Raw genomic sequence first — 20,220 nt, 5'->3', positions numbered from 1 at the left:
CTCATTTTCTTGCTTAAAAGTAATGTGCCAAGATACTAGATCAACTAAAAACTAAAAGCATCCAACTTACAGCTCCTTTCTTAACCTTGCAACCGGAATATTTAATTGCTCTCTATATTTAGCAACCGTCCTTCTTGCAATATTGTATCCTCTTCCTCTTAACATGTCCTTCAGCTTTTCATCAGATAAAGGCTTCTTTTTATTTTCGTTACTGATGATTTCCGCTAATATATTCTTCACCTCTAAAGTTGAAACTTCCTCACCATCCATGGTCTGCAAGGACTCAGAGAAGAAACTTTTCAACTTCCTAGATCCAAATTCTGACTGAACAAACTTACTATTTGCTACTCTTGAAATTGTAGAAATATCTAGATTAGTAATGTCCGCTATATCCTTCAGGATCATTGGTTTCAGCCTTCGCTCATCACCTGTCGTGAAATAATCTTTTTGATACTGCATGATCGAATACATCGTCTTGAATAAGGTATCTTGACGTTGTAGAATAGCATCTATAAACCACTTTGCAGAATCTATTTTTTGCTTAATAAACATCACCGCTTCCCTTTCCTTCTTAGAACTTCTTCTTCCGTCAGTTGCGTGCTTATAAGACTTCAACATATCCAGATACTGATCATTAATCCTTAGATCTGGAGCATTTTTATTATTCAATGTCAGTTCCAATTCCCCATCTCTATTGCTGATGATAAAATCTGGAACGATATAATGAGTCGAATTTCTTCTAGAAGAATCTATACTAGTCGCTGGCTTCGGATTCAATTTCAGAATTTCTTCTATCGCATCCTTCAGTTGGCTTTCAGATATAAATAGAGATCGCTGAAGCTTTTGATAGTGCTTCTTAGTAAACTCATCAAAGTAATCAGAAAGAATCCGCAATGCGAGTGCCTTCGCTTCTATATTATTTTCTTCTTTTCTGTCAATTTTATCTTCTAGCTGAATAAGTAAACACTCTTGCAAATCCTTAGCAGCTACACCAGCTGGATCAAATCGCTGAATTCGCTTAATCATCGTAATTACCTCTTCTTCTTCCGCTTCAATATTCTGAGAAAAAAGCAAATCATCAATTATTGCTAGTGGATCTCTTCTTAGATAACCATCATCGTCTATACTTCCAATAATCTGTTCTGCAATCTTCTGCATCCTTTCATCTTGGAAATTCAACAAACCTAATTGTCGCTCTAATTCCTCGTGAAAAGATCTTTCGACAGCATATGGAATATTTTTATCTTCCTCAATAGATGTTGTATTATCCTTTAACTTGTACGAAATCGGATCATCCTCTATATATTCATTGATGTAATCATCTAATTCAAAATCATCTGAATCTGAATCAGAGTCTGAATCAGAATCCTCTAAGTCAAAAACTTCTTGAAATTCTTCTTCTCCTTCTTCTAGGGCAGGATTAGACTCTAACTCTTCTTTGATTCTTTGATCTAAAGAAGCAGTAGGTATCTGCAACAACTTCATGACCTGAATCTGCTGTGGGGACAGCTTCTGGATCATTTTCTGACTTAATCTCTGCTTTAACATCGGTAATGGATTTAGAATTACTAAATTTCCGCTTATATTAACAATACCATAATTGGTAAAGTTCTTATAGCTTCTTATTTAAATGTACATTCTCAGAACCGTTGGTAGGTTTCTCTGATAATGTTCAAGCAAATATAAAGCCAATTATTTCATATTAAAACATTTTATAATATATTTTTCATTTATTTTTAATCTAATACACTTTACACAATATCGTAATATGTCGAATCATACAAATTTAGCTGCTCTTCGTAATCTAATGAATAATCACCAAATAAGTGCATATATTATTCCTAGTAGTGATCCTCATCAGGGTGAATATGTTGCTCATTATTGGAAAGGACGAGCTTGGATTAGCGGATTTACTGGTTCTGCAGGTACCGCAGCTGTAACTATGAAGGAAGCAGGTGTGTGGACAGATTCTCGATATTTTATCCAAGGAGAAGAGGAACTGAAAGGAAGCGGATTTGATCTTTATAAAGTATATAACCAAGACAGCCCTCAATATATTGATTGGATTATCGAAAATCTGGACGCTGGTGATACCGTTGCTTGTGATGGTCGCTTGTTTTCTAAACGTCAGCTTGCGTCTTTCGAGAAAAAATTGACCAAGAATAATTTAAAACTGGATGCCACGCTAGACTTAATAGCTGAAATATGGGGCGACAGACCAAGCTTGCCACAAGACCCAATCTTCGAATTAGAAATAACTTATGCTGGCGAATCCAGATCTTCAAAGTTAAAGCGAATAAGAAGTCAAATGAAAGATCAAGGTGCAGACTATCACTTAGTGAGTACGCTAGATGATATTGCTTGGATTTTCAATATAAGAGGAAAAGATGTACAGTATAATCCCGTTGCCTATTCTTATGCATTAATAACTCATGAAGCTGCCACCTTATTCATTGATATTGCAAAGGTACCCACCAATCTTATAGATTTATTTGAAATGGAAAACATTGACCTAAAGCCCTATGATAATATATGGAAGGCATTAAATGAAATTCCAGTAGAAAAGTCAATCTTAGTTGACAATGCTACGATAAGTTATGCATTAGCAAGAGCCATCAATACGAGGAATATCATTGATAAAACCTTGCCATCTATAGGAATGAAAGCCCTTAAAAATGAGGTAGAAATCCAGCATTTTCGAAATGTAATGATCAAAGATGGAGTTGCACTCACCCGATTCTACATTTGGCTGGAGAATAACATCCACTTAGAACCAAGTGAATATGACCTTGTGCAAAAAATTGCTGAGTTCCGTTCACTTCAGCAAGGCTACCAATCTGAAAGTTTCGGAGCAATCGTCGGTTACAAAGGAAATGGCGCAATCGTCCATTATTCGCCTTCTGCTGAAAAATCTGCAAAGATAAAACCAACCGGTGTTCTATTAATTGATAGTGGTGGTCAGTATCTAGATGGCACAACTGATATTACAAGGACCATCACTTTAGGACAGCCATCCAATGAGGAAAAAGATGCTTACACACGTGTTCTGAAAGGAAATATTGCACTCGATCGAGCTGTATTCCCTGAAGGAACTTTAGGGGTTCAGTTGGATACATTAGCCAGATTTTCGCTTTGGGAAAAGCACTTAAACTTCTTACATGGGACAGGGCATGGTGTCGGATTCTTTCTGAATGTTCATGAAGGTCCACAAGGGTTTCATCCTGGGGTTGCTTCGAAAAGTAAGAACAGTATCGAAGAGCATATGGTTACGACTAATGAGCCAGGATACTACGCTTCAGGCAAATTTGGGATTCGAATAGAGAATTGTCTTTTGACGGTTAAGTCAGGAAATAGTGATTCGGGCAAATTTTTAAAATTTGAAACCTTAACGCTGTTCCCTATTGATACTGCGTTAATTGCGTTGGAAATAATGTCTCCACAGGAGATCGAATGGTTAAACAAATACCATGTTAAGGTATATGAAAAACTATCTCCTTTTCTAGATGATTCTGAGAAAACATGGTTGAATAAGAAATGCGAGGCGGTTTGAGGTTTGGCTTCTTAAAACAGTTCAGATCGTAAAATAGGGTGTTAAGTTGATAAATCAGTGGATTTCAGCCTTGGCTGCCACATGTTTCATAAGAACCTAATAATCAAAGCGCTATAGCTTATACAGCCAAGTACGCTTCACAATGTTCGGTGGTGAAACGCATGAAAACCAATTCATTTGAATCTTTTCATTCTTTTCACTTGTAGAATAGGATATCTTTGTTTTACTTTGCAGCAAAATAAGACGTTTAAAAGATGAGCAGTTCAGACAACAATTATGGTAAAAAAGGATCTTGTTTAGGGAAGTTCGTCATCTTCTTTGCCCTTTTTATAATTCTCCTGATATGGGTTTATTATAAAAACTTCAACCTTACGTTTTAATTAGGAGTAAGCCTCTACTGTTTATTTCTTCGACAGATTTCTAAAGAATCTCACTTAATAGTGAGCTTTCATTTCTTTTCTAGGTAAATTTTTTTGAGTTCTAATAGGATCTTGATTTTTATATGCGCGACATTCAATTATCATGACCATAAGTTCGTGCTCCACTAATGTGAAATACGATATTAAGTAAAGAAGGTACTATTGAGTAATAGGATTATTAGGCCCTCGCTAATCAAAGCGAGGCTAACAATTCCAAAGGACCGAAGTCCATAGCTATCATAACTAATTGAAGATTCTCGGAACTAATGTTCCTGCTCTTTTAATGTTGTAAGCTTACACCGCTTATTTCGACAAACTTTTCAGCTCTTTCTTTAATCATCTCTTGAGTCAAATTCTTTAATTTTTCAATACTGAATTCTTCTACACAAAATGATGCCATCGTAGAACCATATATCACAGCACGCTTCAAGTTCTCAAAAGATAAATCGCTATTTCCCGCTAAGTAACCGATGAATCCACCAGCAAAGGTATCTCCAGCTCCTGTAGGATCGAATACTTGAGCCAATGGTAATGCCGGTGCAGAAAATATCTGACCTTCATTAAATAGCAATGCACCGTGCTCACCTTTCTTGATAATTACAATCTTAGGGCCCATTTCATGGATTTTCTTCGCAGCGGTAACTAGTGCATGCTCACCTGAAAGTTGTCTCGCTTCTTCATCATTGATCGTAATCACATCCACTTTAGCAATAACCTTGTGAAGTGCATCAAGTGCAATATCCATCCAAAAATTCATAGTGTCCATTACTACAAGCTTCGGCTTAGTTTCCATTTGCTCTAATACTTGAAGTTGGATTTCAGGTGTCAAGTTCCCTAGCATCAAGAAATCACTAGATTTATATGATTGTGGTAACTGTGGATCGAAGTCTGCAAGAACATTAAGATCTGTTGTGATCGTATCACGTTGATTCATATTATCATGATACTTTCCAGCCCAAAAGAAAGACTTCTTCCCTTCTACGATTTCAAGACCATCCGTATTTACACCTCTTTTATGAAGTAATTCTATTTCTTCTTGAGGGAAATCATCACCTACGATAGATACAAGGTTAATTTTATCTGTAAAGTAAGATGCTGCCCATGAAATATATGTACAAGCACCACCGATGCACATTTCAGCTTTGCCGAATGGGGTTTCTATGGTATCGAATGCGACTGTTCCAACAGTTAATAAGCTCATTTATTTTTATTTTATATTGGGCGCAAAAGTAATAAAATTAGAACGTTATCTGAACAATAACTGCGATCAATAGTAAGGAAGTTGAATCTATAGTATAAGATAGGCCATGATGTTAGCGCTTTTTGCGATGACATCAATCTCGCCGATTAAGATCTAACATCGCTTAAAGCGCTGTCAGATCGAGAAAGACTGTCAGATCGAGAAAGAGTGTTAGATCGAAGAGTGCTGCCAGATCGATACTAATTAGTATCTCATCTGCCAATACGGATTCTTCCGCCCTTCGATCGATTCTTCGATGTATTTCTTGGCCTTGGTATTCATTTCTGCAACCGTCAATTTTCGTCCCTTCATTTTCTTAGGAATCGGTAATTCAACGACCTCGTCTGAAAAAGTAACCTTAGTTGCTTCAACGATTACATCGCCATCATTAAAATCTAATCCCAATATCATTCCAGGCAATCCGTAGAATCCTTCTGGACCAGCATAAACAGGTATTTCATCTGAAAACCATGCATGAATCTTAGTCCCTTTTACGGTATCAACTGTTTCTGCCTTCATACACAGATAACCTGCCACTTCCTTTATCTCATTAAGAATTTTCCATTTTATTCGAGGTGCATCTTCCTGTAAAATATAGGTTCTACCTAAAAAATCAATCTTATCGTAAATGGTCTTATTTTCATAGTCCCTAATAACTACGTAGTCATCTTTCTTCCATGAATAACCGTAATCACTCACTTCTTCTTTGTACGTATACAGACTCTCGTTTTCGTTAAAATACAAGATGAATGGCTGCCCGTTTCCCTCATTCTTCCCCCACGTCAATCGACTTCTATCGATTTCTTCTTGGGTCATATATGGCAACTTGGACATGATCTGAATCCAATCTTGTTTTCGATCAAATTCTATGGTTCCAGATTTCTTCTGAGCATTCGCACTGAACGCTATGATAACGACTAAAAAAACGGTTATTATTTGTTTCATACTTTACTTATACTTCTTTTCTCAATGTTATAAAGGTTCCTTTTTTGAAATCACCTTACCCTACATTAATTTTTGTTTTTTATCTTTTTAAAACCTCTGGCTCACCCACCCGAATCTGATGATTCGGTTCAATCGTTTTAAAGAGACATTTAGTCTCTTTAATATTAACTTCGTTAATACCTCTCCTTCCCATTTAGTCTCTTTAATATTAACTGCGTTAAAACCGAGTGATTACCACCAACTATTTCTTCTAACATCCGATTTCATTCCTCTTATGTTATACGTCAAACTAAACATAACATACCTCCCTATTGCAAATGTTTCTGATGAACTCACACTATTACCAGAAGCATATTGAGATACATTCCGATTTTGATTTAATCCATCATACAAAGAAATTCTTGTTTCTAACTTATCTCCAGCTAACCACCTTTTGTAAATGGATGCATTAAGGATAGGAACACTCTGATTAAAATCAAATCGATCATTTCTATACTGATCGAAATTGAAATTCGAATTCAAGTAAATCCCTGCAAAAGTTTTTGCGTTGAATTCTGCACCATAAGAGTTATTAAATGTTCTCTGATCTTGACTCGTATTAATATTATACTTTGTATTAACGATGTTGAAATTGGCATTCAAGTAAAGTGATAAATCCTCAGAAGCGGTTATGTTAAATCTCACAGAAGGTCTGTAACCTATGGAATTTGTTTCATTTAATATGTCATTGACAATAGCGAAACTCTTACTAATATTCGAAGAGAAATTAACTCTTGCTGTAATCTTATTCTTTAAAATAGGAAGACTCACATTAGAATATAATCCTAATTGTTGGCCACCTGAATAATTAACTGGTGTTGTATAGGTTACGAGATTCTCATCAACTGTTTGTTTATTGATGATCTGATCCTCGTTGTAAGTATATGAAGCATTCACACTAAATCTCAATGAAGTTGCTGGCTTATTCACACTAAAGTAACCACTAATTCTATGATTAATAGACGGAACCAAGTTCGGATTTCCTTCCCTGATGTACAATGGATTTCTATTGTCTACGATGGGCTGAAGATTAGTAATAGACGGTTCTCGAGCACTTACACTATAATTCATAGATACATAACTATTCTTCACAGGATTGAAATTGATACCTACATTCGGAATCCATTTTGTGTACGACTTGTCAATATCTCCCTTGATTCCTTCACTCCCTTTACCATTATAAACGCCCGTTAGGTCAAAATTTTGATATGCAGAACCCACAGAAACATTTACACCTTGATAAGTATATCTTATTTCTGCTCCTAATCTATTCAGCATGATCTGATTCCGGTAAGTCCGACTTAGGAATCCGTTAACCTCTTTATTTTCATTCGTTATGTCAAAAACATCACGATCTCCATCTTCGATTCTCGTACTATGATTAAAGAAGGTCTGAAAGAAGAACTTTTTCCCAATAGGCTCGACGTATAATGCATTCGCCTTAAATTGATTTTTATTAGCAAGGCTGCTATTGATCTGGTCTATCAATGAAACACTGTCAATCATCTCACTAGGATCATAGAAGTTATTTTCAGATTCAAGCGTTCCCTCATCATCTAATCCCGTATTAAGATAAGACGCATTTAATCCCATTCTTCTTCCTTTCTTTTTAAATTTCTTTCTTAGAAGTGCTTGCGCATTGATTAAATACCCTTGTGATTGTAGAATATCTTTGTAACCACTGGTAGTGGATAACAAATCATTTCTATATAGTTTTGTGGTACCAAATTCTCGATCAGTTTTATTAATTGATGCGAGATTCAAGCCTACTTTTATCGTGTGAAATGTATCGATTTCCTTCTCGAAACCTACTTCCGCTCTATGCCCTGCTGAAACATCATCATTCCTTCGATTTGAAATATTTTCACTCGTGAAATCATCGAAGAAAGACTCTGTTCTAGAATTAGTCTCTTTCTCTAGTCCCGACTGATTAAAATAGTAGACAGAATTCAATTTATTTTTATTGTGATCATAATTAAAGTTAAGACCACCATTATAATTCTGCGGATAACCTCCATTATTTCTATTATTGAAAAATACATTCTGAATACTGGATTCTATACCTGCATCACCACCACCAAATGTTATGAACATACCACCGCCTCCTCCGAAGCCATAGTCACCACCATCATTGAAATTAAAGGAGTTAGATCCCATAAAATCTTGGTAATCATCCCATCCCAGGCCATTTCTACCCGTATTATTTCCTACACCGAGCATAGCAAACTGGATTTTCTCGTTGAACTTATTGTAATTCCCCTTTAATTCAGCTCTAGATTCAGTTCCTATTCCACCTACTACTTTCCCGAAACCACCTTTCTTAAAGTCATCTTTCAGCTCTAAGTTCATAGTCTTGGTCTGGGCTTCCGAAGTCGATCCTGTTATTTCTTCTGTCTCTGTTTTCGTATCAAAGACCTGTATTTTAGATATGCCTTCTGCTGGTAAGTTTTTAGTTGCTGCCTTCGGATCAGATCCAAAAAATGACTTTCCATCAACTGTAACTTTTGAAATGTTCTTTCCTTCTGACGTCAAGCCACCATCTTGTCCGACTTCCATACCTGGCAATCTTTTGAGTAGTTCTTCCACAGAAGATCCTGGCGGAACTTTGAATGTGGTCGCATCATATTCTATGGTATCTCCTCTGATTTTCATTGGCGCTTTTGCCGCTTTGATGACAACTTCCATCAGTTCTTGAGCAATTTCTGTTAATTCAAGCCTTCCTACGTCAACATTAGAACCATCTGTAGACGAAGCATCTACAGCCATAGGTATAAATCCTAGATAAGTAATCTTAACAACGTGTTCCCCAGGTGGGACTTTCTTGAAGACAAAAGAACCATCTAAATCAGTCCTTGCAAAATCGATCATCGTAGAATCAGATTTTTCAAGTAATAACACGGTTGCAGCAACTAATGGATCATTCAAAGTGTCGAATGCCATCCCGTCTATTCTGTAAGAGTTTTTTTGCGCATTTAAGGATATAGAAATGCAGATAAGCAGAAATGCTAAAGTAAGTTGTTTCATTTGTCTTGGTTTAAAATAGAAGCTATTGCATTCTATAACGTAAATTTGCGTTATAAATTTTCATTTAGCTATTAATAAAATGTTAAGGTGTTCATTATATAGACCAATAGATGCATAAATCCGTTGAGTTGGTGCTAAACTAGATACTAACCTTTCTGAAAAAGGTTGCGCAAAACCCGAAAAAAATCAATTTTTAACTTAAAAAGTCATGATTTTTAGTGTCCAAATGAAAATGATAGTCCAGATCCAAGCTCTAATCCTATTCATCTTCATAAGCTTTTTCAAAATAGTACCAATGTTTCCTCCCTGCTCTATCGATCGATGAAGAGGCACTGCCCATAAAAATGTAATCAGCCATGTTGTGATGACTAACACTAAATTCAAAATGATGAACGTTGCATTGCTAATCGTCATTACGTAAATGGACACTCCTAACTGCGCAAGCATTAACGGCCCAGCAATCCACATCATGGATCGGGTATATTTCGGGTGCCAATTCAGAAGTTCTTCTTTGGAAAAATATTGAAAACTTGGATAGATGCTATAGTGAACGAGCCATACCATAATTAGTAACCCAAAATCAATAAGCAATTTAAAGTATTCGATCATTATTCTAGACCTTCTATTTTTTCAAATTCTAGTTGCAACTCCTTCCACCTTTTCATTGCATCATTGTTAATATACTTATAAGAGCCATTATTCGCACCGAATAAATACTTTAATTGTGCTAGATACATTTGCTGAGGATAAGCAATATTCTTTTCATTTTCTATTTTTGCCAATTTGCTGTTAAGGATTTTCAATTGTTTTTCTTGTTTCGAAGTTCGACCTTTAATCGCTTCTAATTCTTTAACTTTTTTCTTCGTTTCTTTAATATACAGCTCTACCCTATCTATCAATTCAGCTACTTCTATTGAAAATTTCTCTTGAGCTTTATAGTCCGCTTCGGAAAATCCATCCGCAGTCAATCTAGGATCAGCCAACAGATTAAAATTCTGAGACTCATCGAAACTCTTGCTAAACAACCTTATCTTATATTTCCCTGGACTAGCCAAAACTCTCGAATCATGTCTCATGTCCCATTTGAACCGGTAAGCACCTTTCTTCGTTTTCAAGGATTTTGTTTCCGTATATTCAACAGAACTGGTATTCATATTCTCTTTCACTGTCGCTGTATCCTTCTTTCCTTTCTCTGAACGATAACGCCTTACAACCTGATTGTCGGCATTTAATATTTCCATAAAAATAGGATCCTCTAAGTCTTCTTTTAGCGTATAGTCAAAATGAACCCCTGGTGAAGGATAAGTAATATGTGTAGAAATTCGATCTGAAGGTGTTCTAGAACTGTATCTATATGTGTAGGTGTCACTTGGTTTGTGCAGAATTTCATTACTAGATGTACGCAATACTGCCATATCATCCAATATCCAGAACCCTCTACCCATTGTACTGATGACAACATCGTTTCTATGTATTTTCAGATCTGTAATCGGAACAACTGGTAAGTTCTTTTGAAATTTATACCAATGATCGCCATCATCCATGCTCATAAATAGTCCATATTCTGCTCCCGCAAACAACAAACCTGGCTTTTCGGAATCTTCTCTTAATACCCTAACTGGAAAATCATCCGGAATACCCTTTGTAATTAACTCCCACGATTGACCATAGTCTAATGTTTTATATATGTAAGGTTTCTGATCACCTAGCTGATATCTTAATACACAGACGAAGGCTTTACCTTTAATATGAGCTGATGGTTCTACAGCATCTACTCTTCCACCTGGCGGCAAATTTTCAGGAGTTACATCTATCCAATTTTTACCACCATCCTTGGTGACATGAATAGGTCCATCATTGGCTCCTACCCAGATAACTCCCTCTTCCAATGTAGATTCTTTTATCGCATAAATAGTGCTGTAAAATTCTTCCCCGGTGATATCTCTTGTAAATGGCTCACCAGATACTCCTTGAGTTTCTGGAGTGAAAGCAGTTAAATCTGGTGAAATAATCGTCCATGTTCTTCCTTCATCCTCTGTCTTATGGACAAATTGTGAACAATGATAGATTACGCTTGGATTATGGGGAGACACATGAATGGGTGACACTCTTTGAAATCGATAGGGTAAATCTTTTGGGTCATGACCATACATATAATAACCTCCGACGCTATATTCTTGTGCTTGCCCTGTTAATTTATTATACCTACTAAAACGGCCCTTGCAATTAGAATAAACAATATTGGAATTGATCGGATTAGGAACAGCGGGTCCTGTTTCACAGCCTCCAGTATTCATAATGTACGCTGTATGTCCCGCTTGCATTCCGTATGGAGGCAAACTTGGAACAGATATAGTGGAGTAATTGTCTTGCTGACCTCCATACACCCAATAAGGAAATTGGTTATCAACTTCTACTTGGTAGATTTCAGCAGTTGGTTGATTAAATTGTGTGGACCACGATTTTCCACCGTTCAATGAAATATTGGCTCCTCCATCATTAGACTGTACGATGTAATTCGGATGATTAGGATTCATCCAGATATCGTGATGATCCCCATGTCTTGCATTAAATGACTTCCATGTTTTCCCACCATCATGAGATTCGTAACCTCTCGTAGCTAAGGAATAAATATGCGCTGCATTAGTTGGATCAGCATATAAATTAGTGTAGTAAAACGGCCTATTAAGCAAACCATCTTTAGAAGAAACCTGTACAAAATCCTTACCTCCGTTATCTGTCCGGTATAAACCGCTTTCTTTTCCCGCCGCTTCTACCAGCGCATATAATCTTTCCGGATCAGCCGCAGAAACCGCGAGGTCTATTTTTCCTTTCAATTTAGGCAATCCATTGTCAACTTTCTTCCAAGTTGCACCGCTATCTTCAGATTTGTAAATACCATTTTCATCTCCACCACTAATAATCGTCCAAGGCTTCCTCTGTGCCATCCAAGCAGCTGCGTAGATTATTTTAGAATTACTAGGATGAAACTCCAAGTCAGAAAATCCAGTTTTATCGGATATGTTTAAAACTTTATTCCAAGTTGCGCCACCATCAGTCGTTTTGTAAACTCCTCGTTCCTCATTTTCAGTGAAAGCATTTCCAATCGCAGCAACAAAAACAATGTCTGGATTCTCAGGATGAATTTCTACACTTCCGATCTGTCCAGCGTCTCTAAGCCCGACAAACGTCCAGGTTTTCCCAGCATTCACCGACTTATAAACTCCTTTTCCTTCTATAAGATTACTTCGAATGCCGTCCGTACCTGTTCCAACATAAATGATATTGGGATTCTTCTGATAGACATCTATAGAACCGATAGATGGAGAATCGAAAAATCCATCAGATATATTCTCCCACGTTTCTCCATAATCCTCCGTTTTCCATACACCACTTCCAGTATACCCTGCATAATAGACATTCACTTGGTCATTAACACCTTCTACCGCAGTACATCTCCCTCCTCTTTCAGGACCAATGTTTCGAAACGATAGGGCATTAGGAGGTACATCTAATTGAGCAAAAATTAGAAATGGAATCAAGCTCAGAGCAATAAATAAGGATAATTTCATAAATGGTTATTTATAATTATAAAGATAAAATTATAAATAATGTCTAAGCTATAATATCCGAACTAGTGCCTTCTTACCTTTGATTTTTTGATTATTGGTTTTCTTTACAAGAGAACTTGCTGCGTTTCTAGAGACACCTGCAAGTGAAAAATTATCTTTTACTTCGATTAAGCCAAGTTCTTCTTTTCCTAATGCTCCAATTTTAAATAAAAATCCGACAACATCGCCTTTTCGAACCTTGTCTCTCTTCCCTTTATTGATCATGACGGTTTCGAAATCTGGCAGTGGCAAATCACGTGTTTCTCCCGTCGGCAGATATTCATGATCAATTTTTTTTATAAAATCAGGTGTTTCTTCCTCATGAAAAGTAATGGTGTAAGCATCGCCATCAGATTCCATCCTTGCTGTTCTTCCATTCCGATGAATAAAAGTTTCTTCGCTAGATGGTAAGTGGTAATGCACGACATTTTCAACTAAAGGAATATCTAATCCCCGCCCAGCTAGGTCTGTTGTTACCAAAATCCTAACAGAACCATTTCGAAACTTGCTGAGGACATTTTCTCTATCCATCTGCTGAAGACCTCCATGTAAGATATCGTTATGAATCTTCTTACTCTTCAGATAATCGCTGATTCTTTGCACGGTTTCTCGATAATTGCAAAAAATGAAGGTAGACTGGTGACCGATATCATTGATCAATTGAAATAATGTTTCTAGTTTATCTTTAGCAGGTGAAGGAACTACATGTAGTTTAAGTCCTTTAATGGTTTGATCTTCAATGTAGTTTATCGTCTCCGCATTGTTAAGTGGAACAAAACTTGGAATCTCTAATGCTTCTGTAGCAGAAGTCAAGATATATTGGGGCTTGTATCTTAAATGCTTGATAATAGATTGCATTTGTTCGTGAAAACCCATTTCGAGTGTTTTGTCAAATTCATCCAAGACCAAAAACTTAAGCGTAAGGGGATCGATTGTTTCTCGATCTAGATGGTCTAAAATTCGCCCAGGTGTTCCAATAATGATATCTGGAAATGATAATAATGCTTTCTTTTCGAAACGAATCGGGTGTCCACCATAACAACATAAAATATTAAAGCCAAACCTTAGATCTTGAGTAACACTTGTTAACTGAAGTGCTATTTCTCGTGTAGGAGCAATAATAAGAAGCTGTGTTCTTTTAATGGCAGGATCAATCTGGTCTAAAAGAGGTAATAGAAAGGCAAGTGTCTTTCCGGAACCAGTCCGAGACAGTAAAACGACATCTTCACCAGAAGGAATCTTTTCAAAAGCTTCCTTCTGCATTTCGTTAAAGGAAGTAATATTTAATTTTTGCTGAGCTTTAGCGTAGATATTCATCCCACAAAGCTACTCTTCTTCATCGTAGATTTCGATCGAATACTTAGATAATATTTGTTTCTTGGGTCCAAGATGCAATTTCTTCTTTTTTTTCGGTGGAGTTTTTATTGCATCAACATCCAATTCAAGGCTATCTCGGAATTTTTTTCCCTTTTTCATTTTACTTAAAGCATTTTACAAAAATAAATGTCATAACGAAAATATACTATTTACTAAAAGTATCAAATTTATCCGTATTAATTTAACATTTAATCACTATAGGCTGAATTTCATTCCTAAATGTTACTTGGATTCACGATGTTTCTTTAAATGTAAAAGATTTGACAATTGTAGGGGTAATGAAATCTATTGCTGTCTTATTATACGTATGTCTACTGTAAACAATCACAATTACCTAAGTGACTGGAATATAGACATATAGAATTTAACCCTAAAATTCAAAGACCTAAAGTATTGCATTTTTTATAAAATTAGACACCCTTTCTCGTCTATATTTTATGTGACCTAGCATTTTTTTCAAGTCTTACCAATACATAATATAATTCTAAGAAACCTGGAATTTCTTTCGAGTTATTATTTTTTGAAAAAAAAGAACATAAATACAACACTACAAAATAATGAGGAAAATTGCACATGCAACTATTGCAAAAACAAAGAATGGCCCAAAACCAACTTTACTAAGTCCGACTAACTTAGTATTCTTTGCTTTACTTTTTTTAACTTTCTTATCAACTAACCTGCAAGCTCAAACTTGCGACGTTGGCCAATACGAAGCTAATTTCGATTGGGACATCGCTAGATGGAAATCCGGAGAACCAACCATAGATTATGGATTCGGCTCTACTAATCTAAATATTGATGTTTCTATTTCTGGAACAACTTTCAGTAACAATTCTCCATTTAGAACAAATGGTTTCAACCAAGCAGGTGGCATCAATGGAAATGGGGTAGCGTTGCGTGCTTCAGCAGATGGAGGTGGAACGATAACTTATAAATTGACATTTTCTGAACCTGTAGACAATCTACAGTTTTCGATGTATGATATTGATTACAATGATGCACTTGTATTTACAAGCGATAATGGAAATCCAACGTTAACACCTGCATCTGGTTCTCCTACTTTTGTTCATGCATCACCAACGGTAACAGGAAGAGGCCGATCATCTGATAACGATACAAACGGAACGCTAAATGTACTTTACCCGAATCCAGTAAGTTCTGTTACGGTTACGTTTTCAAGACCTGGTGGTGGTATTAATTCTGGTTTAGGAGATATTAAAGCATGTGTGAATGATGCTCCAGAAATTGCATGTACTACAGGAATGACCAAGTTAGACTGGGCAGCAGGTGCAGAAGGATATCCAGCAGGTGCGCTTTCGCATACTTATGAAATTACTAATCCGAATGGAGGAAGCATTTACACTGATATTAGTTTTAGCGGTGATACTGAAGATCTTGTACCTACTAATATTGGCACAAACTCACCAGATGAAACTACTAGATTTAGTGAAAACTATGGTGGACTTGGAGATGGACTTTCTAATTTAAAAATTAGAATGAATGGACCTAGCGATGCAGTAAGAAATAGAAGTTCTGTCAAAAGTTCAGTTGTCTTTAATCAACCTTTAGAAGATGTACGATTTTCCGTATATGATGTTGATAATAGTACATCAAACCCTACGGAAATTGATGATAGAAGAGACCAAGTACAGATTATTGGTTATGCTAATGGAATAGCAATAAATCCTACATTCGAATGGCCAGCAGTTTCTCCGACTAATGGCGGGACTGGGAATACAGTAACTGCCCATCCACTTGGATTGGATGATGCTCAAGATGGTGAAAATGATAGAACAACGTTCAATGTTTACTTCGAACAAGCGATAGATAGTTTTACGCTACAATATAATGAGGAAGGATATAATGATCCATCAAAACCTAGTCCTTATGACCCCACTACAAGAGTTATAGCCATTACGAATATTCTTTTCTGTGCTCCAGATCAAAACGCTTCGATTTCTGATCAATTATTTATTGACAACAATAACAATGGTGTATATGATGCTGGAATTGATGATCCAATTGCAAATGTAGATGTGATTTTAACAGATGCTTTTGGACATAAAGATACGGTGACAACAGATAGTAATGGTCAATATATTTTCGATGAATTACCTGGAGGCGAGTTTACAGTTGCTGTAGATGCAAATGATGTGGACTTTCCTGCTGATGTAACACCGTCAGTTGATTTAGATGGTATCGGTTCTGCGAATACAACAACCGTAATTCTAGCAGACGATGAAGTTAAAACGAATGTAGATTTTGGTTACCAAGGTCCTGGATCTATTGGAGATTTATTGTTTGTAGATATTGATAATAATGGTGTTTTCGATCCTGCAGTTGATTCTGTAATTGCAAATGTAACCGTAAATCTAGAGTTAGCTAATGGTAACACTATTTCAACTACTACAGATAATAATGGACTTTACTTGTTTGACAATTTGCAACTTGGAGATTATACAGTAACAGTTGATATAAATGATACAGACTTCCCTGCTGGTGTTGCGAATAGCATCGATCCAGACGAAGGAAATAATAATACAAGTGATGTTACTTTAACATCTTCTGCTCCGAATAACTTAGAACAAGACTTCGGTTATAAAGGTGCGGGTTCTATCGGTGATCAATTATATGTTGATCTTGATAACAATGGTGTTTTCGATCCTGCAATTGATGAAGTGATTGCGAATGTGACGGTAACATTGACTTTACCAACGGGTGAAACAATTGCTACTATTACAGATGAAAATGGAAAATACCTTTTCACAGATCTTGCTCCTGGTGATTACAGCGTAACTGTTGATACTAATGATACAGACTTCCCTGCAGGTGTTGCGAATAGCATTGATCCAGATGGTGGAGATAATAATACTTCTGATCTTACTTTAGCAGCGAATGAAGCTAACTTAGCTCAAGACTTCGGTTATAAAGGTGCGGGTTCTATCGGTGATCAATTATTTGTTGATCTTGATAATAATGGTGAGTTCGATCCTGCAGTTGATTCTGTGATTGCGAATGTGACGGTAACATTGAATTTACCATCTGGTGAAACAATTGATACCATTACAGATGCAAATGGAAAATATATTTTCGAAGATCTTGCGCCTGGTGATTACAGCGTAACTGTTGATACTAATGATACAGACTTCCCTGCTGGTGTTGCGAATAGCATCGATCCAGACGAAGGAAATAATAATACAAGTGATGTTACTTTAACATCTTCTGCTCCGAATAACTTAGAACAAGACTTCGGTTATAAAGGTGCGGGTTCTATCGGTGATCAATTATATGTTGATCTTGATAACAATGGTGTTTTCGATCCTGCAATTGATGAAGTGATTGCGAATGTGACGGTAACATTGACTTTACCAACGGGTGAAACAATTGCTACTATTACAGATGAAAATGGAAAATACCTTTTCACAGATCTTGCTCCTGGTGATTACAGCGTAACCGTTGATACTAATGATACAGACTTCCCTGCAGGTGTTGCGAATAGCATTGATCCAGATGGTGGAGATAATAATACTTCTGATCTTACTTTAGCAGCGAATGAAGCTAACTTAGCTCAAGACTTCGGTTATAAAGGTGCGGGTTCTATCGGTGATCAATTATTTGTTGATCTTGATAATAATGGTGAGTTCGATCCTGCAGTTGATTCTGTGATTGCGAATGTGACGGTAACATTGAATTTACCATCTGGTGAAACAATTGATACCATTACAGATGCAAATGGAAAATATATTTTCGAAGATCTTGCGCCTGGTGATTACAGCGTAACTGTTGATACTAATGATACAGACTTCCCTGCTGGTGTTGCGAATAGCATCGATCCAGACGAAGGAAATAATAATACAAGTGATGTTACTTTAACATCTTCTGCTCCGAATAACTTAGAACAAGACTTCGGTTATAAAGGTGCGGGTTCTATCGGTGATCAATTATTCGTAGATCTTGATAATAATGGCGAGTTTAATCCTGCAGTTGATTCTGTGATCGCAAATGTGACGGTAACATTGACTTTACCATCTGGTGAAACAATTGATACCATTACAGATGCAAATGGAAAATATCTTTTCGAAGATCTTGCGCCTGGTGATTACAGTGTGACTGTTGATACTAATGATACAGACTTCCCTGCTGGTGTTGCGAATAGCATCGATCCAGACGGAGGAAATAATAATACTTCTGATCTTACTTTAGCAGCGAATGAAGCTAACTTAGCTCAAGACTTTGGTTATAAAGGCGCTGGTTCTATCGGTGATCAATTATTTGTTGATCTTGATAATAATGGCGAGTTTAATCCTGCTATTGATTCTGTAATTGCGAATGTTACGGTAACATTGACTTTACCAACGGGTGAAACAATTGATACCATTACAGATGAAAATGGAAAATATCTTTTCACAGATCTTGCTCCTGGTGATTACAGCGTAACTGTTGATACAAATGATACAGACTTCCCTGCTGGTGTTGCGAATAGCATCGATCCAGATGGTGGAAATGATAATACTTCTGATCTTACATTGGCTGCGAATGAAGCTAACTTAGACCAAGACTTTGGTTATAAAGGTGCGGGTTCTATCGGTGATCAATTATTTGTTGATCTTGATAATAACGGTGAGTTCGATCCTGCTATTGATGAAGTGATTGCGAATGTGACCGTAACATTGACTTTACCATCTGGTGAAACAATTGATACAATAACAGATGCAAATGGAAAATATCTTTTCGAAGATCTTGCTCCTGGTGATTACAGTGTGACTGTTGATACAAATGATGCTGACTTCCCAGCTGGTGTTGCGAATAGCATCGATCCAGATGGTGGAAATGATAATACTTCTGATCTTACTTTGGCTGCGAATGAAGCTAACTTAGCTCAAGACTTCGGTTATAAAGGCGCTGGTTCTATCGGTGATCAATTATTTGTTGATCTTGATAACAATGGCGAGTTTAATCCTGCTATTGATTCTGTTATCGCAAATGTTACGGTAACATTGACTTTACCATCAGGTGAAACAATTGATACCATTACAGATGAAAATGGAAAATATCTTTTCGAAGATCTTGCGCCTGGTGATTACAGCGTAACTGTTGATACAAATGATGCTGACTTCCCTGCTGGTGTTGCGAATAGCATTGATCCAGATGGTGGAAATGATAATACTTCTGATCTTACTTTAGCAGCGAATGAAGCTAACTTAGACCAAGACTTCGGTTATAAAGGTGCGGGTTCTATCGGTGATCAATTATTTGTTGATCTTGATAACAATGGTGTTTTCGATCCTGCTATTGATGAAGTGATTGCGAATGTGACCGTAACATTGACTTTACCAAGTGGTGAAACAATTGATACAATTACTGACGCAAATGGTGAATATCTTTTCGAAGGTCTTGCTCCTGGTGATTACAGTGTGACTGTTGATACAAATGATGCTGACTTCCCAGCTGGTGTTGCGAATAGCATTGACCCAGATGGTGGAAACGATAATACTAGTGATGTTACTTTAACATCAACTACACCAAGTAACTTAGACCAAGACTTTGGTTATAAAGGTGCAGGTTCTATCGGTGATCAATTATTTGTTGATCTTGATAACAATGGTGTTTTCGATCCTGCTATTGATTCTGTGATCGCAAATGTGACGGTAACATTGACTTTACCAAGTGGTGAAACAATTGATACAATTACTGACGCAAATGGTGAATATCTTTTCGAAGGTCTTGCTCCTGGTGATTACAGTGTGACTGTTGATACTAATGATGCTGACTTCCCAGCTGGTGTTGCGAATAGCATCGATCCAGATGGTGGAAATGATAATACTTCTGATCTTACTTTGGCTGCGAATGAAGCTAACTTAGCTCAAGACTTCGGTTATAAAGGTGCGGGTTCTATCGGTGATCAATTATTTGTTGATCTTGATAACAATGGTGTTTTCGATCCTGCTATTGATTCTGTGATCGCAAATGTGACGGTAACATTGACTTTACCAAGTGGTGAAACAATTGATACAA

Annotated in this window: 10 protein-coding genes; 2 read left to right on the top strand and 8 right to left on the bottom strand. The window is 36.7% G+C overall.

The window, feature by feature from the left end:
- Window positions 1–66: 66 nt before the first annotated feature.
- Window positions 67–1,548: an RNA polymerase factor sigma-54 gene (rpoN, locus tag L2586_RS00050; protein WP_235290707.1), complete on the bottom strand. Its 1,482-nt coding sequence runs from the start codon at window positions 1,546–1,548 to the stop codon at window positions 67–69.
- A gap of 220 nt (window positions 1,549–1,768) precedes the next feature.
- On the opposite strand from rpoN, the gene L2586_RS00045 reads away from it, so the two are divergent.
- Entirely contained in the window at window positions 1,769–3,550 is a 1,782-nt protein-coding gene (locus tag L2586_RS00045; RefSeq protein WP_235290706.1) for an aminopeptidase P family protein, read from the top strand.
- Window positions 3,551–4,249: 699 nt separating this feature from the next.
- Here the strand turns inward: L2586_RS00045 and L2586_RS00040 are convergent.
- From L2586_RS00040 to L2586_RS00010, 7 genes are all read right to left on the bottom strand, one after another.
- Window positions 4,250–5,170 carry a PfkB family carbohydrate kinase gene (locus tag L2586_RS00040; RefSeq protein WP_235290705.1) on the bottom strand — a complete coding sequence of 307 codons (921 nt, stop codon included), beginning with the start codon at window positions 5,168–5,170 and terminating at the stop codon, window positions 4,250–4,252.
- Window positions 5,171–5,413: 243 nt separating this feature from the next.
- Window positions 5,414–6,154: a GLPGLI family protein gene (locus tag L2586_RS00035; protein WP_235290704.1), complete on the bottom strand. Its 741-nt coding sequence runs from the start codon at window positions 6,152–6,154 to the stop codon at window positions 5,414–5,416.
- A 231-nt stretch (window positions 6,155–6,385) separates the two neighbouring features.
- The gene (locus tag L2586_RS00030; protein WP_235290703.1) at window positions 6,386–9,217 is read right to left on the bottom strand and encodes an outer membrane beta-barrel protein; all 2,832 of its coding nucleotides are present in this window, start codon (window positions 9,215–9,217) and stop codon (window positions 6,386–6,388) included.
- A gap of 198 nt (window positions 9,218–9,415) precedes the next feature.
- Window positions 9,416–9,826, bottom strand: a complete 411-nt coding sequence (locus L2586_RS00025) for a hypothetical protein (RefSeq protein WP_235290702.1) — start codon at window positions 9,824–9,826, stop codon at window positions 9,416–9,418.
- Window positions 9,826–12,789, bottom strand: a complete 2,964-nt coding sequence (locus tag L2586_RS00020; protein WP_235290701.1) for a VPS10 domain-containing protein — start codon at window positions 12,787–12,789, stop codon at window positions 9,826–9,828. The genes L2586_RS00025 and L2586_RS00020 overlap by 1 nt, the downstream gene beginning before the upstream one ends.
- Before the next feature lie 48 nt (window positions 12,790–12,837).
- Window positions 12,838–14,145, bottom strand: a complete 1,308-nt coding sequence (locus L2586_RS00015) for a DEAD/DEAH box helicase (RefSeq protein ID WP_235290700.1) — start codon at window positions 14,143–14,145, stop codon at window positions 12,838–12,840.
- Between the two features lie 9 nt (window positions 14,146–14,154).
- Window positions 14,155–14,304 (bottom strand): hypothetical protein, encoded by a 150-nt coding sequence (locus L2586_RS00010; protein ID WP_235290699.1) that lies wholly within the window; start codon window positions 14,302–14,304, stop codon window positions 14,155–14,157.
- Between the two features lie 458 nt (window positions 14,305–14,762).
- Here L2586_RS00010 and L2586_RS00005 point away from each other — a divergent pair.
- Window positions 14,763–20,220: SdrD B-like domain-containing protein (locus tag L2586_RS00005; RefSeq protein ID WP_235290698.1), on the top strand; the 5,458-nt coding region annotated here is incomplete at its 3' end.

It is taken from the genome of Portibacter lacus (assembly GCF_021533215.1).
GTDB lineage: Bacteria > Bacteroidota > Bacteroidia > Chitinophagales > Saprospiraceae > Portibacter > Portibacter lacus.
The sequence above is the reverse complement of the archived record's forward strand: the minus strand, read 5'-3'. Positions and strand labels throughout refer to the sequence as shown.